This is a genomic window from Diaphorobacter sp. MNS-0, assembly GCF_019602835.1.
Taxonomy (GTDB): domain Bacteria; phylum Pseudomonadota; class Gammaproteobacteria; order Burkholderiales; family Burkholderiaceae_C; genus Diaphorobacter; species Diaphorobacter nitroreducens.
On record NZ_CP080761.1, the window covers coordinates 3,698,701 to 3,720,551 of the forward strand.

Annotated in this window: 21 protein-coding genes; 5 read left to right on the top strand and 16 right to left on the bottom strand. The window is 70.6% G+C overall.

Annotated features, from left to right (window positions below; genetic code table 11):
- Positions 1–65: 65 nt before the first annotated feature.
- Entirely contained in the window at positions 66–1,457 is a 1,392-nt protein-coding gene (locus K2L43_RS17530) for an aminopeptidase P N-terminal domain-containing protein (protein ID WP_220638122.1), read from the bottom strand.
- Positions 1,458–1,523: 66 nt separating this feature from the next.
- On the opposite strand from K2L43_RS17530, the gene K2L43_RS17535 reads away from it, so the two are divergent.
- Complete coding sequence (locus tag K2L43_RS17535; RefSeq protein ID WP_103738483.1) at positions 1,524–2,363, top strand: hypothetical protein; 840 nt, start codon at positions 1,524–1,526, stop codon at positions 2,361–2,363.
- A 23-nt stretch (positions 2,364–2,386) separates the two neighbouring features.
- Here K2L43_RS17535 and K2L43_RS17540 read toward each other — a convergent pair whose 3' ends face one another.
- From K2L43_RS17540 to K2L43_RS17575, 8 genes are read right to left on the bottom strand one after another with little or no spacing between them, the layout of a single operon-like run.
- A complete protein-coding gene (locus K2L43_RS17540) occupies positions 2,387–3,142 on the bottom strand; it encodes a nucleotidyltransferase family protein (protein WP_255580484.1) in 756 nt (251 codons plus the stop codon).
- A 33-nt stretch (positions 3,143–3,175) separates the two neighbouring features.
- Positions 3,176–3,895, bottom strand: a complete 720-nt coding sequence (gene kdpE / locus K2L43_RS17545; RefSeq protein ID WP_103738485.1) for a two-component system response regulator KdpE — start codon at positions 3,893–3,895, stop codon at positions 3,176–3,178.
- Between the two features lie 6 nt (positions 3,896–3,901).
- On the bottom strand, positions 3,902–6,661 hold the full coding sequence (locus K2L43_RS17550; RefSeq protein ID WP_047351178.1) for a DUF4118 domain-containing protein: 2,760 nt from the start codon (positions 6,659–6,661) through the stop codon (positions 3,902–3,904).
- A gap of 12 nt (positions 6,662–6,673) precedes the next feature.
- Positions 6,674–6,817: a hypothetical protein gene (locus K2L43_RS17555; protein WP_157497510.1), complete on the bottom strand. Its 144-nt coding sequence runs from the start codon at positions 6,815–6,817 to the stop codon at positions 6,674–6,676.
- Complete coding sequence (gene kdpC / locus K2L43_RS17560; RefSeq protein WP_047351193.1) at positions 6,807–7,427, bottom strand: potassium-transporting ATPase subunit KdpC; 621 nt, start codon at positions 7,425–7,427, stop codon at positions 6,807–6,809. Before kdpC ends, K2L43_RS17555 begins: the two co-directional genes overlap by 11 nt.
- Before the next feature lie 11 nt (positions 7,428–7,438).
- The gene (gene kdpB / locus K2L43_RS17565) at positions 7,439–9,532 is read right to left on the bottom strand and encodes a potassium-transporting ATPase subunit KdpB (protein ID WP_220638123.1); all 2,094 of its coding nucleotides are present in this window, start codon (positions 9,530–9,532) and stop codon (positions 7,439–7,441) included.
- Between the two features lie 7 nt (positions 9,533–9,539).
- A complete protein-coding gene (gene kdpA / locus K2L43_RS17570) occupies positions 9,540–11,342 on the bottom strand; it encodes a potassium-transporting ATPase subunit KdpA (RefSeq protein WP_047351176.1) in 1,803 nt (600 codons plus the stop codon).
- A gap of 2 nt (positions 11,343–11,344) precedes the next feature.
- Positions 11,345–11,443: a potassium-transporting ATPase subunit F gene (locus K2L43_RS17575; protein WP_084002077.1), complete on the bottom strand. Its 99-nt coding sequence runs from the start codon at positions 11,441–11,443 to the stop codon at positions 11,345–11,347.
- 318 nt (positions 11,444–11,761) lie between these two features.
- Between K2L43_RS17575 and tkt the strand changes: the two genes are divergently transcribed.
- From tkt to K2L43_RS17590, 3 genes are all read left to right on the top strand, one after another.
- The gene (gene tkt / locus K2L43_RS17580; protein ID WP_220638124.1) at positions 11,762–13,798 is read left to right on the top strand and encodes a transketolase; all 2,037 of its coding nucleotides are present in this window, start codon (positions 11,762–11,764) and stop codon (positions 13,796–13,798) included.
- A gap of 52 nt (positions 13,799–13,850) precedes the next feature.
- The gene (gap, locus tag K2L43_RS17585; protein WP_220638125.1) at positions 13,851–14,852 is read left to right on the top strand and encodes a type I glyceraldehyde-3-phosphate dehydrogenase; all 1,002 of its coding nucleotides are present in this window, start codon (positions 13,851–13,853) and stop codon (positions 14,850–14,852) included.
- A gap of 144 nt (positions 14,853–14,996) precedes the next feature.
- Entirely contained in the window at positions 14,997–15,557 is a 561-nt protein-coding gene (locus K2L43_RS17590; RefSeq protein ID WP_047351172.1) for a DUF924 family protein, read from the top strand.
- A gap of 98 nt (positions 15,558–15,655) precedes the next feature.
- Here the strand turns inward: K2L43_RS17590 and K2L43_RS17595 are convergent, their stop codons facing one another.
- Positions 15,656–16,000: an HPF/RaiA family ribosome-associated protein gene (locus K2L43_RS17595; protein WP_011807047.1), complete on the bottom strand. Its 345-nt coding sequence runs from the start codon at positions 15,998–16,000 to the stop codon at positions 15,656–15,658.
- A gap of 172 nt (positions 16,001–16,172) precedes the next feature.
- Here K2L43_RS17595 and K2L43_RS17600 point away from each other — a divergent pair, with 172 nt between their 5' ends.
- Positions 16,173–17,090, top strand: coding sequence for a gamma-glutamyl-gamma-aminobutyrate hydrolase family protein (locus tag K2L43_RS17600; protein WP_011807048.1), 918 nt, complete (start codon positions 16,173–16,175; stop codon positions 17,088–17,090).
- Between the two features lie 57 nt (positions 17,091–17,147).
- Here the strand turns inward: K2L43_RS17600 and K2L43_RS17605 are convergent, their stop codons facing one another.
- The 6 genes from K2L43_RS17605 to K2L43_RS17630 form a co-directional block, all read right to left on the bottom strand.
- Positions 17,148–17,621 (bottom strand): peptidylprolyl isomerase, encoded by a 474-nt coding sequence (locus K2L43_RS17605; protein WP_011807049.1) that lies wholly within the window; start codon positions 17,619–17,621, stop codon positions 17,148–17,150.
- A gap of 111 nt (positions 17,622–17,732) precedes the next feature.
- Positions 17,733–18,776, bottom strand: a complete 1,044-nt coding sequence (locus K2L43_RS17610; RefSeq protein WP_011807050.1) for a pirin family protein — start codon at positions 18,774–18,776, stop codon at positions 17,733–17,735.
- A gap of 263 nt (positions 18,777–19,039) precedes the next feature.
- Positions 19,040–19,468 (bottom strand): VOC family protein, encoded by a 429-nt coding sequence (locus K2L43_RS17615; RefSeq protein WP_047351171.1) that lies wholly within the window; start codon positions 19,466–19,468, stop codon positions 19,040–19,042.
- 42 nt (positions 19,469–19,510) lie between these two features.
- Positions 19,511–19,921, bottom strand: coding sequence for a hypothetical protein (locus K2L43_RS17620; RefSeq protein WP_047351170.1), 411 nt, complete (start codon positions 19,919–19,921; stop codon positions 19,511–19,513).
- A 179-nt stretch (positions 19,922–20,100) separates the two neighbouring features.
- Entirely contained in the window at positions 20,101–21,105 is a 1,005-nt protein-coding gene (locus tag K2L43_RS17625) for an SDR family oxidoreductase (RefSeq protein ID WP_047351169.1), read from the bottom strand.
- Between the two features lie 171 nt (positions 21,106–21,276).
- A complete protein-coding gene (locus tag K2L43_RS17630) occupies positions 21,277–21,837 on the bottom strand; it encodes a DUF1439 domain-containing protein (protein ID WP_220638126.1) in 561 nt (186 codons plus the stop codon).
- Positions 21,838–21,851: the final 14 nt, after the last annotated feature.

Consider the following 21,851-nt stretch of genomic DNA (forward strand, 5'->3'; position numbering starts at 1 on the left):
TGGATGTAATCGAGTTTCGATTTTTGCACAAAATCAGTTACATCGCGGTTCCTGAAAACACCCGCTCAGCCGCGCATCAGCGCCTCGATCTCGTCGCCCTCCACGGGCACCCCGCGGGTGATCAGTTCGCAGCCGGTCTCGGTGACGATGGCGTCGTCCTCGATGCGGATGCCGATGTGGTGGAAGGCCTCGGGCACGCCCGGCGCGGGGCGCACGTACAAGCCGGGCTCGATGGTCAGCACCATGCCCGGGCGCAGGATGCGGCTGGGGCGGTTCTGGATCAGCTCGCCCGACAGCGGGTCGCGCCGCTCGCTCACCTGGCCCACTTCTGCGGGCTCGACATAGCTGCCGCAGTCATGCACATCCATGCCCAGCCAGTGGCCGGTACGGTGCATGTAGAACTGGAAGTACGCACGGCTCGCGATCACGTCCTGCACGCTGCCGACCTTGTTGGCGTCCAGCAGGCCCAAGTCCAGCATGCCCTGCGCCAGCACGGCCACCGTGGCGTCGTGCGGGTCGTTGAAGCGGTTGCCTGCACGCGTGGCGGCGATGGCCGCCTTCTGGCTCTCCAGCACCAGGTCGTACAGCGCGCGCTGCGGACCGGTGAAGCGGCCATTGGCCGGAAAGGTGCGCGTGATGTCCGAGGCGTAGCCGTCCAGCTCGCAGCCCGCGTCGATCAGCACCAGCTCGCCCGCGCGCACCGGCGCGGCATCGGCGCGGTAGTGCAGCACGCAGGCGTTGGCCCCCGCGGCCACGATGGAACCATACGCCGGACACTGCGAGCCCTCTTCGCGGAACGCGTGCAGCAGCTCCGCATCCAGGTGGTATTCGCGCACGTCCTGGCCGGCGCGCAGCATGCGGGCGCTTCTTTGCATGGCGCGCACATGGGCGCGGGCGCTGATGGCGGCGGCGCGGCGCATCAGGTCCTGCTCATGCCCGTCCTTGATCAGGCGCATCTCGTCGAGCAGCGTGCACAGATCACCCTGCTGCGCGGGGCACAGCGCGCCGTACCGCACGCGTGCGCGCACCTGGTTCAGCCAGCCTTCCACACGCGCAGCCAGCCCTGGGTGGGTGGCGAAGGGGAACCAGACGCTGCCGCGGTTTTCCAGCAGGCGCGGCAGGCGCGCGTCGATATCGGCCACGGAGTGCGCGGCGTCCACGCCCAGGGTGGCCAGGGCTGCCTCGGGCCCCAGGCGGTAGCCATCCCAGATCTCGCGTTCCAGGTCCTTGGGCTGGCAAAACAGCGTGCTGTGGCCTTCCGCGGTCAGCACCAGCCACGCGCCCGGCTCGGCAAAGCCCGTGAGGTAGTAGAAGTAGCTGTCGTGGCGGTAGAGAAACTCGCTGTCGCGGTTGCGCTGCTGCAGCGGGGCGGTGGGCACGATGGCGATGCCGCCCGCGCCCAACTGGGCGGCAAGGCGGGCGCGACGCTGCGCGTAGAGGGAGCTGGGCGTGGTCATGCTGCCATTGTGGGCCCAACGGCCGGCGCGCGCGGCGGCGCCCAGGCGCCGTGGCAGACTCGCCGCATGTCCTTCCTGCTGACCACCCTCATCCCCCTGCTGGGCCTGGTGCTGACCGTGGCCCTGCTTTCCTACGCGTTCTATGCGCGGTATATCGATGTTCCCAACAAGCCGCGGCTGGACCGGCGCGTGCTGGTCGCCCTGTGCGCCGTGGCCGTGGTGTGCGATGCCTGGCTGGGCCTGCGCCTGTACCTGTCGGGTCGCGCGCAGCAGACGCGCCAGGACAGCGCCGTGCATCGCACCCACCGCGAACGCTTCGTGCTGCCGCACGACGTGCAGTACGGCGAACTGGTGATTCCCGCGGGCAGCCTGATCAACCGGCTGGACCCCTTCGACAACGGCGCGCCGGTGCAGCCGGTGTCCCTGCGCGGCCTGGAGGCGGTGCGCTTTTCGCAGCCCGTGCTCGTGGCCGGCGTATGGGCCCAGGCGATGCAGGTGCTGCCGATGCGCGTAGAACTGGCCCAGGACCAGCGTATTGGCCCGCTGTACCGCTACAACACCGACACCAAGGACTGGGAGCTGAACAAGGTGGTACCCGCGCTGCTGTGCCGCCAGGGCCAGATCGCCCTGTTCCAGGTGCCGCACATCCCCTACGACGTGCAGGCCGAGGTGGGCAAGCCCGCACCCGACGGGCCGCAGGCCCGCTTCCTGCCCAGCCAGTGGCAGTTCCGCAACTGCGAGAACGGCCCGGCCATCGATGTGCAGCCCGCCCATCCCGCATCGGCCGCCGCGCTGGCGCCCGCGCCCGAGTTGCTGCCTCCGCCGCCGCCCGCCGAGCCGGCATCAGACCCCTCCGATCCCGCGTCGGGCGCCGCCTCGGCCCCCGCATCCGCGCCAGGCGCCTGAACCGCTGGGCGACGGACGCTGCCTCAGCCGGCGTTCAGCTCAGCGAGCCGCTCGGGCGTACCCACATCGGTCCAGCGCCCGGTATGGAGCGTCGCCGTCACCCGCCCCGCATCCATGGCGCGGCGCAGCAGCGGCGCCAGCGGCGCGGCCACGCCCTCGGGGTTGCCGGGCGCGATGTCGCTCCAGGGCGCGGTGAACAGCTCGGCGCGCAGCAGGGCGATGGTGCTGTAGGTGTAGCGCGGCCGCGGGTCCTGCGCCGGCAGATTCAGCGCCAACCCCTCGGGCGACAGGCCAAAGTCGCCGCGCGGGTGGTGCGGCGGGTTGGGCACGAGCCACAGATGGGCCAGGGCATCGCCGGCCACGAACCGCTGCACGGCCTGCGCCTCGAAGGTGAAGTCGGGCGCGAACACATCGCCCGCCGCCAGCCAGAACACCGGCCCCAGCTGCGGCAGCGCGCGTGCGATACCGCCGGCCGTCTCCAGCGCGCGACCGAAATCCCGGCCTTCATGGGAGTATGAAATTGATAGCTGTTCGCGCTTGTCCTGCTTGCCTTCGACGGCAAAAACATCTGAAAACCGGTGGCCAATCTGCTCGCCCAGCCACGCGGTGTTGATCACGGCGCGCTCGACACCCGCTTCGACCAACGCACGCAGGTGCCACTCCAGCAGCGGCCGCCCGCGCACTTCGAGCAATGGTTTGGGACAGGCATCGGTCAGCGGGCGCATGCGCTCGCCGCGGCCGGCGGCCAGCAGCATGGCGGGGAACTGGGGCATCGTCATGGGCCCGCAGTGTAGGGGCCGCAGCGCCCCCGGTCAGGGCAGCAGGCGGTAGCCCACCGCCGTCTCGGTGAGCAGGTGGCGTGGCTGCGCCGGGTCGACCTCAAGCTTGCCGCGCAGGTGGCCCATGTAGACGCGCAGGTAGTGGCTCTGGTCGCTGTGCGCCGGCCCCCAGACCTCGCGCAGCAACTGGCGCTGGGTGAGCACGCGCCCGGCGTTGGCCACCAGCACGGAGAGCAAACGGTACTCGGTGGGGGTCAGGTGCACCTCGTCGCCGGCGCGGCGCACCACGCGCCGGGCGCGGTCCACCTCCACCGCCCCGGCCTCCTCGCCAAAGCGGAACACCGCATCGGCCGGCGCGGGCGCCTCGCCCGCCGCGGCACGCGGACGCCGCAGGTTGGCGCGCACGCGTGCCAGCAGCTCGCCGGTGCCGAAGGGCTTGGTGAGGTAGTCGTCCGCTCCCGCGTCCAGCGCGGCGATCTTGTCGGCCTCGTCGGCGCGCGCCGAGAGCACGATGATGGGCACGCTGGACCAGCCGCGCACGTCGCGGATCAGCTCCACGCCGTCGCCGTCGGGCAGGCCCAGGTCGAGCACCAGCAGGTCGGGGTGGCGCGTGCCGGCGGCCACCAGGCCCTCGCGCTGGGTGGCGGCCTCGTGCACCAGCCAGCCCTCGTCCTCCAGCGCGCCGCGCACGAAGCGGCGGATCTGGGGTTCATCCTCGATCACGATGGCGGTGAGGCTAGGGGGAGAAGACATAGGATTTCATTCGGTAACGGCGGGCGGCGGACGGCGCGGCAGCTCGATGGTGAACGCCGCACCGCCGCTGCCATGCGCATCGGCGGCGGCGTTCGTGGCCGAGATCTCGCCGCCATGCGCCTGCACGATGGCCTTGCAGATGGCCAGGCCCAGCCCCACGCCGGGCGTGGTGGACTCTGCCTGGCCGCGGGTGAACTTGTCGAACAGCACCTGCTCGCGCCCGCGCAGGTGGGGCGGCAGGCCCGGGCCGTGGTCGCGCACGGTGATGCGCAGCGCCTGCGGCAGCGCGCTGGCCGCCACGACGATGGGCGGCGCGCCGTAGCGCGCGGCGTTCTCCAGCAGGTTGACCAGCACGCGCTCGATCAGCACGGCGTCGAACTCCACCAGCGGCAGCTCGGGCGCCAACTCGGTGCGCACCGCCATGCCGCCCAGGGCCGGCTGCGCGGCGCGGATGGCCGCGCCCACGACCTCCTCCACCGACTGCCACTCGCGCCGCAGCTGCACGGCGCCGCTGGCGCTGCTTTCCAGCCGCGCCATGTCCAGCAGGTTGCCCACCAGCGTGCTCAGCGCGCGCGCCTGGGCCACGATGGCCTGCGCCGCCTGCGCCTGCGCGGGCGACAGCGGCGGCGCCAGCGTGCGCAGCGACTCGGCCAGCCCGATCAGCGCCGTCAGCGGCGTGCGCACGTCGTGCGAGATGGCGCCCAGCAAGGCGTTGCGCAGGCGCTCGGACTCGATGTCCACCACCGCCTGCTGCGCCACCTCGACGTAATGCACGCGCTCCACGGCAATGGCGATCTGGCGCGCCAGGGTTTCCAGCTGCCGCGCCTGCTCGGGAATCACCAGCCAGCGCGGCTGCGCCGGACGCAGCGCCAGCACGCCGCGCACGCGCATGGGCGCCACCAGCGGCACGTAGTGCCAGGGCTGGGCCGACAGGGTGGCCGTGGTCAGGCCCGCGCTCTGGCCCTGGCGGAAGGCCCAGTCGGCCACGCTGAAGTCGAACCCCTCGGGCGGATCGGACGGGGGCACGAGCCGGTCCTGGGCGTCGGTCAGCAGCACCCGGGCCTCGCCGCCGAAATGGCGCTGCACCGCCGCCGCGCCCAGCGCCTCGACCTGGCTGGCCTGCAGCGCCGCCGACAGCTCGCGCGCCAGCTCGAACAGCGACTGCGCGCGCCGCTCGCGCCCCGCCGACACGCTGGCCGCGAAGCGCAGGCCCGCCGTGAGCTGCCCCACCAGCAGGCCTACGCCCAGCATGACGGCGAAGGTCAGCAGGTACTGCACGTCGCTCACCGCGAACGAGAAGGTGGGCAGCACGAAGAAGTAGTCGAAGGCCATGACGTTCATCGCCGCCGCGAGGGCCGCCGGCCCGCGCCCGAAACGCCACGCCACGCCCACCACGCCCAGCAGGTAGAGCATGACGATGTTGGTCAGCTCCAGCACGCCCGACAGCGGCGCAGCCAGCCCGGTGAGGGCCACGCTGCTGCCCACGGCCCAGGCAAAGCCGGGCCAGGTGGCGGCATCCGGCTCCTCGGGCAGTTCTCCACGCGCCGGGGCCGCCCAGGGCGTGCGCGCCAGGCGGCGGGCGCTGTCGGCCGGGGCCACGCTGACCAGGTCCAGCGTGGGCGCGATGCGCGCCAGCCGCAGCGCCAGCGGCGCGCACCAGCGCCCGGCCCAGCGGCGCCAGCCGGCGCGCGCGCGGCCACGGCCCAGCACCAGCATGGCGCAGTTCAGGCGCTGCGCCTGTTCGGCCAGCGCGGGCGCCACCTGCTCGTCGCTCAGTACGGCGGTTTCCGCGCCCAGCTCCTGCGCCAGGTGCAGCACGGCCAGGATGCGGTCGCGCGCGGCATCGTCCAGCCGCGCCAGGCGCGGCGTTTCCACGTAGACGGCATGCCAGCGCACATTGAGCTGGCCCGCCATGCGGGCCGCCGCGCGCACGGTCTGCGCCGCGTCCTGCTCCGGCCCCACGGCCGCCAGGATGGCGCCCGAGGTGTTCCACGCCGGGGGTGCGCCGCCCCCCGGCGCGCCGCTCTCGCCCGACTGCTCGATGCGCCAGCCCCGCACGTCGTCCTCGACGTGGTCGGCCGTGCGGCGCAGGGCGATCTCGCGCAGCGCGATCAGGTTGCCCTTGCGAAAGAAGTTCTGCGCCGCGCGCTCGGCCTGCTGGGGCAGGTAGACCTTGCCGGCGGCCAGCCGCGCCGCCATTTCGTCGGGCGTGGCATCGACCAGGGTCACCTCGTCGGCCTCGTCCAGCACGCTGTCGGGCACGGTCTCGTTCACGCGGATGCCGGTGATGGCGCCCACCGTGCCGTTCAGGCTCTCCAGGTGCTGCACATTGAGCGCGGTCCACACGTCGATGCCGGCGGCCAGCAGCTCCTCCACGTCCTGCCAGCGCTTGGCGTGGCGCGAGCCGGGCGCGTTGCTGTGCGCCAGTTCGTCCACCAGCAGCACCTGCGGGTGGCGCAGCAGCGCGCCGTCCAGGTCGAACTCGCGCAGCAGCTTGCCGCGGTAGTGCCGCTCGCACGGCGGCAGGGCCTCCAGCCCCTCGACCAGCGCGGCGGTCTCGCTGCGGCCATGGGTTTCGACCACGCCGATCACCACGTCGCGGCCGGCCTCCCGTTCGCGCCGGGCCGCGCTGAGCATGGCCCAGGTCTTGCCCACCCCGGCATTGGCGCCGAAGTAAATGCGCAGGCGGCCACGCTGCGCGCGCACCTCGTCGGCGCGCAGTTGCGCGAGCAGGGCGTCGGGGTCGGGGCGGCTGGCTTCGGGCATGGCGAGGGCAGGTTAACGCATGGGCGGTGCCGGGCGGCCACCGCGGGCGGGGCGGCGCCGGCGGCGCTGGCCCCGGCTCACCAACACCCAGGCCAGCAGCACGGGCACACCGAGCGCCGCCAGGGCGCACAGCAGGTGCAGCCAGTCATCGGCCATGGGCGGCGTCCAGCGCCAGGTTGAGCGCCAGCACGTTCACGCGCGGCTCGCCGATCAGGCCGAACAGCAGCGGCTGCTCCGTATGCTGCCCCACCAGATCCACCAACTGCTGCGGCGCCAGGCCGCGCAGGCGGGCGATGCGCGGCGCCTGGTACAGGGCGGCGGCGGGGCTGATGTGCGGGTCCAGCCCGCTGGCCGAGGCGGTGACCAGATCGGCGGGCACGGGCGCCTGGTTGCCGAGGTCGGCCGCGCGCAGGGCTTCGATGCGGGCCCGGACCGCGTCGACCAGGGCCGGGTTCAGCGGGCCCTGGTTCGACCCCGAGGAAGCCGCCGCGTTGTAAGCCATGGGCGCCGTGGCCGACGGCCGGCCCCAGAAATGGCGGGGGTCGCTGAAGGACTGGCCGATCAGCGCCGAGCCCACGACGGTTTCGCCCTGCACGACCAGGCTGCCCGCCGCCTGCTGCGGGAACACGGCGCGCGCCGCGCCGGTCACGGCCAGCGGGTAGACGATGCCGGTCAGCACGCTCAGCAAGGCAAACAGGGCCAGCACCGGGCGCAGCAGCGCGTGGCGCTGGCTCGGGCCTTGGTTGGGGTTGAGGTTGTTGTTCATCTCCGGCTCCTTCACACCAGGCCGCTGGCGGCCAGCAGCATGTCAATCAGCTTGATGCCCACGAAGGGCACGACCAGCCCGCCCAGTCCATAGACCGCCAGGTTGCGGCGCAGCAGCGCAGATGCGCCGACGGGCCGGTAGCGCACGCCCTTGAGCGCCAGCGGGATGAGCACGACGATGATCAGCGCGTTGAAGATCACGGCGCTCAGGATGGCCGAGGACGGGCTGGCCAGATCCATGACGTTCAGGGCGCCCAGGTGCGGATAGGTGCCCATGAAGATCGCCGGGATGATGGCGAAGTACTTGGCCACGTCGTTGGCGATGGAGAAGGTGGTGAGCGAGCCGCGCGTCATCAGCAGCGCCTTGCCGGTCTCCACCACCTCCAGCAGCTTGGTGGGGTTGGAGTCCAGGTCCACCATGTTGCTGGCCTCCTTGGCGGCCTGCGTGCCGCTGCCTATGGCCACGGCCACGTCGGCCTGGGCCAGCGCGGGCGCGTCGTTGGTGCCGTCGCCGGTCATGGCCACCAGCCGGCCTTCGGCCTGGTACTGGCGGATGAGGCGCAGCTTGTCCTCGGGCGTGGCCTCGGCCAGGAAGTCGTCCACACCGGCCTCGGCCGCGATGGCGGCGGCGGTGAGCCGGTTGTCGCCCGTGATCATCACCGTACGGATGCCCATGCGCCGCAGCTCGGCGAAGCGATCGCGGATGCCCGCCTTGACGATGTCCTTGAGCTCCACCACGCCCAGCACGCGCGCGCCCTCGGCCACGGCCAGCGGCGTGCTGCCCCGGCGTGCCACCGCGTCGGCGGCCTGGACCACCTCGGGCGGCAGACGCCCGCCCAGCGCCTCAACATGGTGGCGCAGCGCCTCGACGGCGCCCTTGCGCAGCAGAACCCACTCACCCGCCCCGCCCTTCGCGGCCGGCAGGTCGGCCCCGCTCATGCGCGTCTGGGCCGTGAAGGGCACGAACAGGGCCCCCGGCACCGGCTGCGAGGTCACGCCCTCGCGCCGCGCCAGCTCGACGATGCTGCGCCCCTCGGGCGTTTCGTCGGCCAGCGAGGCCAGCAACGCCGCCTGCGCCAGCTGCGCCTTGTCGACGCCCGGCGCGGGCAGGAAGGCACTGGCCTGCCGGTTGCCGTGGGTGATGGTGCCGGTCTTGTCCAGCAGCAGCACGTCCACGTCGCCCGCGGCCTCCACGGCGCGGCCCGAGGTGGCGATGACGTTGGCCTGCATCATGCGGCTCATGCCCGCCACGCCCACAGCCGACAGCAGGCCGCCGATGGTGGTGGGGATCAGGCACACCAGCAGGGCCACCAGCGCCGTCAGCGACACCACGGTGCCCGCGCCGGAAGCCTGCACGCTGAAGACCGAATAGGGCAGCAGCGTCACGGTCACCACCAGGAACACGATGGTCAACGCCACCAGCAGGATGGTGAGGGCGATCTCGTTGGGCGTCTTACTGCGCTTGGCGGCCTCCACCATGCCGATCATGCGGTCCAGGAACGACTCGCCCGGGTTCACGCCAATGCGCACCACCAGCCAGTCGGACAACACCCGCGTGCCACCGGTCACGGCGGAGAAGTCGCCGCCCGACTCGCGCACCACCGGCGCCGATTCGCCGGTGATGGCGCTCTCGTCCACCGAGGCCACGCCTTCGATCACCTCGCCGTCGAGCGGGATCATGTCGCCGGCCTCGACCAGCACCACGTCGCCCTTGCGCAGGTCGGTCGCCTGCTGGGGCAGGAAGCCGCTGTCGCGGTGTACGCCCTTGAGCTTCTTGGTCCAGGTGTCCTTGCGCAGGCTGCGCAGCGACGCGGCCTGGGCCTTGCTGCGCCCCTCGGCCAGGGCCTCGGCAAAGTTGGCGAACAGCACGGTGAACCACAGCCACAACGCCACCGCCAGGACGAAGCCGGCGCCCATGCCTGTGTCGCCGGGAGCGTTGAGCGTGTTCAGCCACAGCAGCGTGGTGAGGATGCTGCCGACATAGACGACGAACATCACCGGGTTGCGCCACTGGGCGCGCGGGCTGAGCCTGGCGAAGGCGCCGCGCAGCGCCGGCCGCAGCAGGGCGGGATCGGCAAGCGAAAGATTTTTTTGCATCGAAGTCATGGTTGACTCACTTCCAGAGCATCAGGTGCTCGACCACCGGCCCCAGGGCCAGCGCCGGCACATAGTTCAGCAGGCCCACCAGCAGCACGGTGCCGACCAGCAGCACCACGAACAGCGGGCCGTGCGTGGGCAGGGTGCCGGAGGTGACCGGCAGGCGCGGCTTGCCCGCCAGCGCCCCGGCCAGGGCCAGAACCGGCACGATCACGGCGAAGCGGCCCAGCCACATGGCCACGCCCAGCATGGCGTTGTAGAAGGGGGTGTTGGCCGACAGCCCGGCGAAGGCGCTGCCGTTGTTGTTGGCCGCCGAGGTGAAGGCGTACAGCACCTCGGAGAAGCCATGGGCCCCGGGGTTGGCGACGCCGGCGCGCCCGGCCGTGGTGCTCACGGCCACGGCCGTGCCCAGCAGCACCACCAGCGGCGTGACGAGGATGATGAATGACACCAGCTTCATCTCGAACACCTCGATCTTCTTGCCCAGGTACTCGGGCGTGCGGCCGATCATCAGGCCGGCGATGAAGACCGCCAGCACGGCGAACACCAGCATGCCGTACAGCCCCGAGCCCACGCCGCCAAAGACCACCTCGCCCAGCTGCATGAGCACCAGCGGCACCATGCCGCCCAGGGGCGTGAGCGAGTCGTGCATGGCGTCCACGGCGCCGCACGAGGCGGCGGTCGTCACGGCCACGAACAACGCCGTGCCGGAGATACCGAAGCGCAGCTCCTTGCCTTCCATGTTGCCCAGGGCCGGGTCCACCCCCAGCGCCGTCAGCAACGGATTGCCTGCGCGCTCCGCCCAGGTGACGGCCACCACGGCGGCCACGAAGATCACCGCCATGGCGGCCAGGATCGCCCAGCCCTGGCGGCTGTCGCCCACCGCCCGGCCGAAGGCGAAGCACAGCGCCGCGGGGATCAGGAAGATCGCCAGCATCTGCGCCAGGTTGGCCAGCGCCGTGGGATTCTCGTAGGGGTGGGCCGAGTTGGCGTTGAAGAAGCCCCCGCCGTTGGTGCCCAGCAGCTTGATCGCCTCCTGCGAGGCCACGGGCCCCATGGGCAGCGTCTGCGTCTGCGTGCGCAGCTCCTGCACCACCGGCTGGCCCGCCGCGTCGAGCAGCGGCTGGCCGTCTGCGCCGGTCTGCGGCGCCAGGTAGGTGGTGGCCTCGACGGTCGCCACCCGGTGGTAGCCATCGAAGTTCTGGATCACGCCCTGCGACACGAAGAAGAGGGCGATCACGAAGGCGATCGGCATCAGCACCCACAGGGTGATGCGCGTGAGGTCCACCCACACATTGCCGACGGCGCCAAAACGCGTCCCCGCGGCCGGACGGCCCTCGCCCCGCCCGGCAAAACCACGCACCAGCACAAAGGCCACTGCAATGCCGGTGGCCGCCGACAGGAAGTTCTGCACCGCAAGGCCCAGCATCTGGCTGAGGTAGCTCATGGTGCTCTCGCCCGCGTAGCCCTGCCAGTTGGTGTTGGTCACGAAACTGATGGCCGTGTTGAACGCCGAGTCGGGCGCCACGGCGCCGAAGCCCTCGGGGTTCAGCGGCAGCCACCCCTGCAGGCGCTGCAGGCCATAGAGGGCCAGCGCACCCAGCGCGTTGAAGACCAGCAGTGCCAGCGCGTAGGCGCGCCAGCCCATGGATTCGTCCGGACGCACGCTAGCCAGCCGGTACAGCGGCGCCTCGGCCCGCAGCAGCCAGCGCGGCAGGCGCCCGTCGATAAGGGCCGCAAGCCAGCGGCCCAGAGGCCAGGCCAGCAGGGCCAGCAATGCCAGAAACAGGGCCAGCAGGCCCCAGGAAGAGGTGTTCATGGTCAGAACTCCTCGGCGCAGACCAGCGCGAACACAAGGTAGGCCATCAGGAGGACGGCCAGCAGCCCTCCCAGGCCGTAAAGAACTTCGAGCGCCATCACACCGGCTCCCCGCGCGCCCGTCCCAGGCGATCCAGGCCCACGGCCAACTGCGCCACTGCCAGCCAGAGCAAGCCCAGCCCGGCAACCCATACGATGTCCATACAACACACTCCTGCCAATCCAAACAGATGACAGGCAGTCTCCCGAAGGGCGCATCAAAACGGGGTAGAAAGGCCTCGGCGGCCTGTAAAAAAAGTGTCAATGGCCGGCAGGCCGGGCCACCGGCGCGGTCGCCCAATTCGCGGCTGGTGGGCAGGGGGGCCGCCTGCCCGGTAAAATTGCAGGTTTACCCTTACAGCCCCTTCCGGAACCGCCCCGATGGCCAATTCTCAACAAATGGCGAATGCGATCCGCGCACTCGCAATGGATGCCGTTCAACAAGCCAACTCGGGCCATCCCGGTGCCCCCATGGGTATGGCCGACATGGCCGTGGCGTTGTGGGGCCGGCACCTGAAGCACAACCCCACCAACCCCCAGTGGATGGACCGCGACCGTTTCGTGCTGTCCAACGGCCACGCGTCGATGCTGCTGTACTCGCTGCTGCACCTCACGGGCTATGACCTGCCCCTGCAGGAGCTGAAGAACTTCCGCCAGCTGCACAGCAAGACCGCCGGCCACCCCGAGCACGGCATCACCCCCGGCGTGGAGACCACCACCGGCCCGCTGGGCCAGGGCGTGACCAACGCCGTGGGCTTTGCGCTGGCCGAGAAGCTGCTGGCCGCCGAGTTCAACCGCGAAGGCCACGCCGTGGTGGACCACCACACCTACGTGTTCCTGGGCGACGGCTGCCTGATGGAAGGCATCAGCCATGAGGCCGTGGCTCTCGCCGGCGCGTGGAAGCTCAACAAGCTCATCGCGCTGTACGACGACAACGGCATCAGCATCGACGGCCAGGTGGCGCCCTGGTTCATCGACAACACCCCGCAGCGCTTCATGGCCTGCGGCTGGAACGTGATCGACGCCGTGGACGGGCATGACGTGGAAGCTGTGGCCGCCGCCATCGGCCAAGCCAAGGCCAGCGCCGACAAGCCCACGCTGATCGTCTGCAAGACCGTCATCGGCAAGGGCAGCCCCAACCGCGCCAACACGGCCAAGGCCCATGGCGAGCCCCTGGGCGCCGAGGAAATCAACCTCACGCGCGCTGCCCTGGGCTGGTCGCACGAGCCCTTCGCGATCCCCGAGTCGGTGTACGCCGACTGGGATGCCAAGGCGGCCGGCCAGGCCGCCGAAGCCGAGTGGACGCTGCGCTTTGCCGCCTACGAGGCCGCCTACCCCGAGCTGGCATTCGAGCTGTCCCGCCGCATGGCTGGCGACCTGCCCAAGCACTTCGCCCAGGTGGCGGTGGACACCGTGGTGGCCGCGCACACCAAGGCCGAGACCGTGGCCAGCCGCAAGGCCAGCCAGATCGCACTGGAAGCCTTCACCGCCGCACTGCCCGAACTGCTGGGCGGCAGCGCCGACCTGACCGGCTCCAACCTCACCAACACCAAGAGCACGCCCGCGCTGCGCATCGAGCCCAACGGCGCCGTGGCCAAGACCGAGGCCGGCCAGGTGGGCCGCCACATCAACTACGGCGTGCGCGAGTTCGGCATGGCGGCCATCATGAACGGCCTGGCGCTGCACGGCGGTTTCATCCCCTACGGCGGCACCTTCCTCACATTCAGCGACTACAGCCGCAACGCCATCCGCATGGCCGCGCTGATGAAGCAGCGCGTAGTGCACGTGTTCACGCACGACTCCATCGGCCTGGGCGAGGACGGCCCCACGCACCAGTCGATCGAGCACGCCGCCAGCCTGCGCCTGATCCCCGGCCTGGACGTGTGGCGCCCCGCCGACACGGCCGAGACCGCCGTGGCCTGGAGCGTGGCCCTGTCCAACCGCGACAAGCCCACCGCGCTGCTGCTGTCCCGCCAGAACCTGCCCTACGCGTCCAAGAGCGACCTGGGCGACATCTCGCGCGGCGCCTACATTCTCTCCGAGCCCGCCGCCGTGGGTCTGAAGAAGAAGGCCCAGGCCGTGATCATCGCCACCGGCTCCGAGGTGCAGCTGGCCCTGGCCGCGCAGCAACTGCTGGCCGCCAAGAAGATCGCCGTGCGCGTGGTCTCCATGCCCAGCACCACCACCTTCGACCGCGAGGACACCAAGTACAAGCGACTGGTGCTGCCCGCCGGCATCCCGCGCATCGCCGTCGAGATGGGCGTGACCGACTTCTGGTGGAAGTACGGCTGCGCCGCCGTGGTCGGCATCGACACCTATGGCGAGTCGGCCCCGGCCGGCGTGCTGTTCAAGCATTTCGGCTTCACGGCCGAGAACGTCGCCGACACGGTGCTGGCCGCGCTGCAGCGCGCGCGCTGATCCCTCCCGGTTCTCGTTTTTTGCAATCCATCCATCCCTAGAGGCTCACACCATGACGATCAAGATTGGCATCAACGGCTTCGGCCGCATCGGCCGCAACGTACTGCGCTCGGCCGTGCAGAACTTCTCCGACATCGAAGTCGTTGGCATCAACGACCTGCTGGAGCCCGAGTACCTCGCGTACATGCTGCGCTATGACAGCGTGCATGGCCGCTTCAAGGGCGAGGTCTCGGTCGAGGGCAACACGCTGATCGTCAACGGCAAGAAGATCCGCCTGACGCAGGAGCGCGACCCCGCCAACCTGAAGTGGAACGAAGTCGGCGCCGACATCGTGATCGAGTCCACCGGCCTGTTCCTGGACAAGGCCAGCGCCGAGAAGCACATCGCTGCCGGCGCCAAGAAGGTGCTGATGTCGGCCCCGTCCAAGGACGACACGCCCATGTTCGTGTTCGGCGTGAACCACGCCACCTACGCCGGCCAGGCCATCATCTCCAACGCGTCCTGCACCACCAACTGCCTGGCCCCCGTGGCCAAGGTGCTGCATGACAAGTGGGGCATCAAGCGCGGCCTGATGACCACCGTGCACGCCGCCACCGCCACGCAAAAGACCGTGGACGGCCCGAGCAACAAGGACTGGCGCGGCGGCCGCGGCATCCTGGAAAACATCATCCCCAGCAGCACCGGCGCCGCCAAGGCCGTGGGCGTGGTGATCCCCGAGCTGAACAAGAAGCTGACCGGCATGTCCTTCCGCGTGCCCACCTCCGACGTGTCGGTGGTGGACCTGACGGTGGAGCTGGAGAAGGAAGCCAGCTACGACGAGATCAAGGCCGAGATGAAGACCCAGTCCGAGGGCGCGCTGAAGGGCATCCTCGGCTACACCGAGGACAAGGTGGTGGCCACCGACTTCGTGGGCGAGACCTGCACCTCGGTGTTCGACGCCGACGCCGGCATCGCCCTGGACAAGACCTTCGTGAAGGTCGTGTCCTGGTACGACAACGAGTGGGGCTACTCCAACAAGTGCCTGGAAATGGTGCGCGTGATGGCCGGCAAGTAAGCCGCAGCCTCCGCCGCTCACAGAGAACGCGCCTTCGGGCGCGTTTTTTATGTCAAATATGCCTCCAGCGCTTATCCATCAAGCGTAGGTAGCTATTTATTCAATAGCAAAGCACGTCCACGGCCGGCACCCCATACTTGCGGCATGACCACCTCTCCCGCCCTCCCCACCGCCGCCGACGTGCTGCGCTTTTGGTTCGACGAGGCCACGCCGCAGCAATGGTTCGCCAAGGACGCCGCGTTCGACGCCGCCATCCGCACCCGCTTCGCTGCGCTGCATGCGCAGGCCGCGCAGGGGGAGTTGTGGCACTGGCGCGGTGATGCCCAGGGCCGCCTGGCGGAAATCCTGGTGCTCGACCAGTTTTCGCGCAACCTGCACCGCGACACCCCCGCCGCCTTCGCGCAGGACGGCATGGCCCTGGTGCTGGCGCAGGAGGCCTTGGCACAGGGTCTGGACGCGCGGCTGGAGCCCGCGCAGCGCGCCTTCCTGTACATGCCCTACATGCACAGCGAGTCGCCGCGCGTGCAGGAAGAATCGGTGCGCCTGTTCACCGCGCTGGGCAACCCGGGCAGCCTGCACTTCGCGCATGCGCACCGGGACATCATTGCGCGCTTTGGCCGCTATCCGCACCGCAACGCCGCACTGGGCCGCGCCAGCACGGCCGAGGAGCTCGCCTTCCTGCAGCAGCCGGGCAGCAGCTTCTGAAAGGCAAAAGGCCGCAGGAGCCAACGCTCCTGCGGCCTTTTGCGCATTGCAGCGCCCTACTGTCAGGCGCTGGCAGCTATCGCATCAATAGCGCCCGCTCACTCCGCCGTGCGGATGGTGTCGCGGCCGTTGCGGTCCTTGGCGCGCTCGATGTCGTCGCCCAGCGCGCGCACCAGCTTCTCCACGGCCGCCGTGAAAGCATCGGCCACCTTGGCCGCCTCGGCACGCGTAGCCACAGGCTGGCGGCCAGCGGGGCGCACCTCGATCACGCAGCGCTTGTCGGCCGCGCCGGACTTGCCGCCGTCCACATCGGACAGGAACACCTCCACGCGCGTCACGTGCTCGCGAAAGCGCGCCAGCTTGGCGGTGGCTTCTTCCTGCACCCAGCGGGCCAGCGATTCGCCGCCCTGGATGTGGTCGTCGGTATGCACCTGGATCTGCATGTTTTCTCCTTCGTGAAGTGGATGGGTCGATGGGGCAGACGGTAGCGCCCCTCGTCTTTATCATGCCCCAGTAGGCGCCTGCATGCTTGATTCGTATCAAGCAAAACGCACAGCCGCGCTCTGCGGCTCGTTCCTACAGCGTACGGCCAAGCGCGGTGTTACAACTGAGCCGATGACTGTCCTGCCGCCCTGGCTACAGCCCGACCGCATGCCGTCGGTGACGCCCTCCCAGCCGCGCCTGAAGATCGGCCTGTCCGCGTGCTTTTCGCATGCGGACCCGGGCCGGCCGCTGTTCACCAACAAGACCCTGCAGTACGTGGAGCAGTCCATCGCGCACTGGATCATGTCGGCCGGTGCGCTGGTGGTGATGGTGCCCTGCCCCACGGGCGAGACCGCGCGCGGCGACGTCACGCTCAAGCACTACGCCGAGTGGCTCGACGGCGTGGTGATGCACGGCGGGGCGGACGTCTGGCCCGGCAGCTACGGCGAGGTGCCGCTCAAGGACGCATGGCTGGGCGACCGCGTGCGCGACCTGTACGACCTGGCGGTCGTGGAGGCCTTCGAGCAGGCCGGCAAGCCCATCTTCGGCGTGTGCCGCGGGCTGCAACTCATCAACGTGGCTTTTGGCGGCACGCTGTACCAGGACATCGAGACCCAGCACCCCGGCGCGCTGCAGCACCGCAACCCGAGCACCTACGACCAGCACTTCCACGAGGTGGACATCGTGCCCGGCACGCGGCTGGCGCGGCTGTATCCGGAGCAGCCGCGCGTCACCGTGAACAGCATCCACCACCAGGGCATCAAGAACCTGGCGCCCGGCTTCGACATCGAGGCCTGGAGCTACCCCGACGGCGTGCCCGAGGCGATACGCCGCAACCCGAGCCACGGGCGCGGCTACATCGCGGCGACGCAGTGGCACCCGGAATTCCGCGCCAGCGCGGCCGTCACGCTGGACGACTCGCCGCTGCTGCACGACTTCCTGGCCGCCTGCAGCCGGGCGCGCGTGCTGCCCCGACCCGGCCACAGCCCGCTGCAGATCCGCGACCGCGCGGAGCGCCTGCTGCGCCGCGCATTGCTGCGCAGGCGTTAACCAAAATGGTCGCTGGCGCTTGATAGGCAAGCGCTGACAGCTATCAATAACGCAGCATCAATGGTGGTGCCCGTGCCCGCCATGCACATGGCGGTGGGCGATCTCCTCGGCCGTGGCGGCGCGCACCTCGGTCACCTTGCAGGCAAAACGCAGCGCCTTGCCGGCCAGCGGGTGGTTGCCGTCCAGGTGCACCACGGGGCCCTTGATCTTGACCACGTGGAACATCTGCGGCTGGCCGTCGGCGCCGGGCCCCTGCAACTGGCCGCCCACCTTCACGCCGGGGGGGAACTCGCTCTTGGGGATGGTGCGCACCAAGCTCTCGTCGCGCGCGCCGAATGCGTCCTCCACCGCCAGGTCCAGCGTGACGGCATGGCCCGGGGCCTGGCCTTCCAGCGCGGCCTCGACCTTGGGGAAGATGTTCTCGTAGCCGCCGTGCAGGTAGGCCACATTGCCGGCATCGAGCGGCTTGCCCGTGGCGGGATCGGTGACGCGGTAGCTGAGCGTGACGGCGGTGTCTTGGGTGATGTTCATGGCTTGGTTTCCGTGGAGGGCGGCGGCGCGGGCAGGCGCCGCCGCAAGGCCGCCATTGTCCCGCACACGCCAAGGCCGCGCGGGCGGCCGGGCCGGCCGCTGCGCAGGCATTCAGGCCTGCGGCACCTCGTCCTGCGCGCTGCCCGGGTGGCGCGCAAAGCGCCGGGGGGCGCTGCCGTGCACCGGGTCGCTCGCGTCCCAGGGCCAGCCGCCGAACTGCGTGCGGCGAAAGTCCTGCATGGCCTGCATGATTTCCTGCTGGGTGTTCATCACGAACGGGCCGTACTGCACCACCGGCTCGCCGATGGGACGGCCCTGCAACAGCAGGCATTCCACGGTGTCGCCGCCGGTGTTGACCAGCTCCAGCGCCCGATCGGCCGCCACCTCCAGCGCCGCGTGGCCGCCCTGGGGCTCGCCGGCGATCGAGAGCCCTTCGCCCACGAACCAGTACAGCATGCGGCGCGTGCCCTGTCCGCGGGCCGCCGGCAGCGTCCAATGCGCGCCGGGCTCCATGCGCAGCGTCCAGATGGCGACGTCGGCGTCCGCCTGCGCGGCCCAGGACTCGGGGGGCGGCGGCAGCGGCGCACCGGCGCCGTCCAGCGCGCCGGCGACCACGGTGACCGTGGTGCGCAGGCCGGCCGCGTCGGCATGCTCCAGGCGCGGGATGCGCTCGTTCCACAGCATGGTGAAGTGCGGCCGCACCATCTTGTGGCGCGCGGGCAGGTTCAGCCAGATCTGGAACAGCTCCAGCGGGTTGGGCGCGTCGGTGTTCAGCAGCGGGAACATCTCCGAATGCATGATGCCCGCGCCGGCGGTGACCCACTGCACGTCGCCGCCACCGAAGCGCGCGGCCGCGCCCAGCGAGTCGGCATGGTCGATCAGGCCCTTGCGCACCAGCGTGACGGTCTCGAAGCCCCGGTGCGGGTGGCCGGGAAAGCCGGGCACGTGCTCGCCGTGGTACATCGAAAAGCCGTCCTTGCGGCTGAAGTCGCTGCCCATCTGGCGCCCCTCCAGCGCCACCGCCTGCACGCCCATGGCGCCGTTGCCGGCGGGGTAGGCGTCGTCATGGTGGGCGCAGAACAGGAACGGATCGAGCGTGGGCCACAGCGGCCCCAGGGGCTGGGATTGCAGGACGGGACTGGCGCGGGTGTTCATGGGGTTCCTTTCCAAGGCCGGCGCGGCGACACGGCGCAGGCACTGTGCATCATGTGGGGACGGAAGGCCATTTGCCCAGCGGGCGCCGGCGCGACACTGCGGCCCATGCGTGGAACGATGGCAGCCCAATCTTCGAGCAAAAACCGTCGCAAAGGCAGTCGGGCTGAGCGCTGGCAGCTACCTTTTCATGAGCAACCTGGCGCCCTGTGCGCGGGCCCCAGCTCCCGCAGCGAAGGCCCGCCCGCGTCACCTGCCCCGCGCCTTCAGCCCGGCGCGGAGTCCGCCAGCACCATCCACGACACGCCAAAGCGGTCGTTGACCATGCCGAACGCGGGCGAAAAGAAGGTCTTGGCCATCGGCGCCACCACCGTGCCGCCGTCGGCCAGCGCGTCGAACCTGCTGCGCGCCTCCACCTCGCTGGCCACCGAGAGCGTGAGCGAGATGCCGTTGAACACCGGGTGGCCGCCCGCCATGCCGTCCGAGGCCATGAGGGTCGTCTCCCCCACGCGCAGTTCCGCCTGCATGACCTTGTCGCCGGGCACGGCGGCCGACGCGGAGCATTCGCCCGCGGGCGGCTCGGGGCTGTCCCGAAAGCGCATCAGCAACTGCGTCTGCGCGCCCAGCGCCTGGGCGTAGAACGCCAGCGCCTCTTCGCAGCGGCCATCGAACATCAGATAGGGTTGGACTTGCATCGCGTTCTCCGCACAAAGGGCCGTGGGGTTGAAAGGCACCGCCTACGCCGCCGCGCCGATGGCGGGCCGGGCCTGTCCGCGCGGGTCCAGCGCCACCTGGATCTGCGGGGCCTCGCGCACGTCGGGGCGGGAGCGGTCGCCCAGATCCTGCAGCGCGGTGAACTGCCCGTCCAGGTACAGGAAGGTGATGCTGGCGGCGATGTGGGCCAGCGCTTGCCGCGCATCGTCAAAGCCTTCGGCCTCCACGCGCCCGTCGCCGTCCAGCTGGTAGGCCCAGCCCTGCGCTTGCGGTGCGAGGGCGCCCAGGTCGATGAGCTTGTCGCGCACATTGCTGGCGTACACGCGCCCGCCCGATGCGTACAGCGTGAAGGTGTGGGCGGGGTGGCTTTCGGCCGGCGGCGGCGCGGCGTCGGTGGCGTCGGTGGCGTGGGTGTGGGAGGGGCGAGAGGTCATGGCGGCGTCCTGGCGGTGGCAGGTGGGATGCCGCGCCACACATGGTGCGGCCCCGGCAGCGCCATCGTAGGCAGCCGGCCGCGCGCGGGCTGTAGGAAAACGCCGGGCGCTGCTGCTTTGCATAAAAAAGGCCTACAGCGCCCGCCCATCAAGCGCCGACAGCTATGTAAATAGGAGCATCAGCGCCGTCCGCGTCCCCACCACCAGCCCACCGCCAGGCCGACCACACCGAGCACCGCCACCACCGTGGCCGATCCCGCCATGCGCTGGCGGTGGCCGCCGTCGATGGAGGTCTGGTGCGAGGGGGCAAACAGATTGCCTTGGGTGAGCGGCGCGGGCGCTGCCCGGCGCAGCCCCAGGTCGCTGAACCAGCGCATGGCGCGCGCCGTGCCCTGCGGCGCCAGCGCATGCGCCACACGCCCGGGCATCGCGCCCAGGCCCAGCCAGGTGACGGCGCGCGGGTGGGCCGCATCGGCCAGGTCCACGATGGCCTGGGCCACCGCGCGCGGGTCCACCATGGGCAGCGGCGGGCGGATGCGCCGGCCCGTGTAGTTGGCGCCATGCGACAGGCCCGGCGAATCGACGAACGTGGGCGCCACGTCGCACACATGCACCTGGGGCAGGTCGACCACCTCGGCGCGCAGGCTTTCGGACAGGCCGCGCAGGCCGAACTTGCTGGCCGTGTAGGCGGCCGCGTAGGGCGCAGGCACCCAGCCGCCCAGCGAGATCAGGTTCACCAGCAGGCCGTGGCCCTGCGCGCGAAAGCGCGTAAGCGCCGCGTGCGCGCCGTGCACGTGGCCCAGCAGGTTGGACTCGATCACGCGGCGATGCGCGGCCAGCGGCACATCGTCAAAGCGCCCCACGGCTCCCACGCCCACGCCGTTGATCCACACATCGATGCGCCCGAAGTGGCGCACCGCCTTGTCGGCCAGGGCCTGCACCGCGTCGGCGTCGGTCACGTCGGTGGGAATGCCCAGCGCCTGCCCACCCTCGGCGCGGCAGGCCAGCGCCACAGGGGCCAGCGTGTCAGGGTTGCGCGCGGCCAGCACCAGGCGCGCGCCGCGGCGCGCAAACGCCAGCGCCGTGGCGTGGCCGATACCGCTGGAGGCGCCGGTGATCACCACCACCGGATTGGGCGAGGACGCAAAGACGCTGGACGGGCTGGCGGGCAAAGCTGTGGTCATGGTGCGGCGGGCCGCGCAGACGCTGCGCGGCGCAACGAAGGGCAAAACCCTATTTGTAACCGCGCTGGCGGCGCAACGGCGTAGGACAGCCGCCCTCACGCTGCGCATTTGCATCCAAACAGCCCGCAGCGCTTGCGTATCCAGCGCGAAGCGCTATGAGTAGCGCAGCATTCACGACAGCGGCTTGGTGCCGAAGCGCACCAGCAGCCCGCGCGGGGTGACGGTGATGCTCTCGGGCTGCAGGCCCATGCCGTCGGCCAGCGCCAGGTCTTTGTCGCGCAGCTGGTGCAGCACCACCTCGCGCAGCGACTGGTCGGCCAACTGCTGGCCGTAGCGCTGCAGCATGCCGGCGGCAGAGGGCTGCACACCGTCCAGGCGCAGCGCGTTCACATGCAGGTCGTGCGCGCGGATGGTGCGGTCGGTGGGTTCGTAGCGCAGGCCGAAGTCCACATCGAACGCGCCCGTGTATCGCCGCGCCTGCAGGAGCGCGCCGCTGGCCGCCACGTCCAGCACGGCGTTGAGGCGGTTGCGCTCGGGCAGCAGCGTGAGTTGCGGCGTCTGCAACTGCAGGTCCAGCAGCCCGCCCAGCGGGTAGCTGCGCGGGAAACGCTCGGCCAGTGCCTGCTGCAGCTGCTGGGTGCTGATGGTGTAGCTGGGCTGCGCGCTGGCACAGCCGGCGGCCAGTGCCAGGGCGGCGGTCAGTACGTGCGAGAGGGCGAGTCGGCGGTGCATGGCGTTGTCAGCGA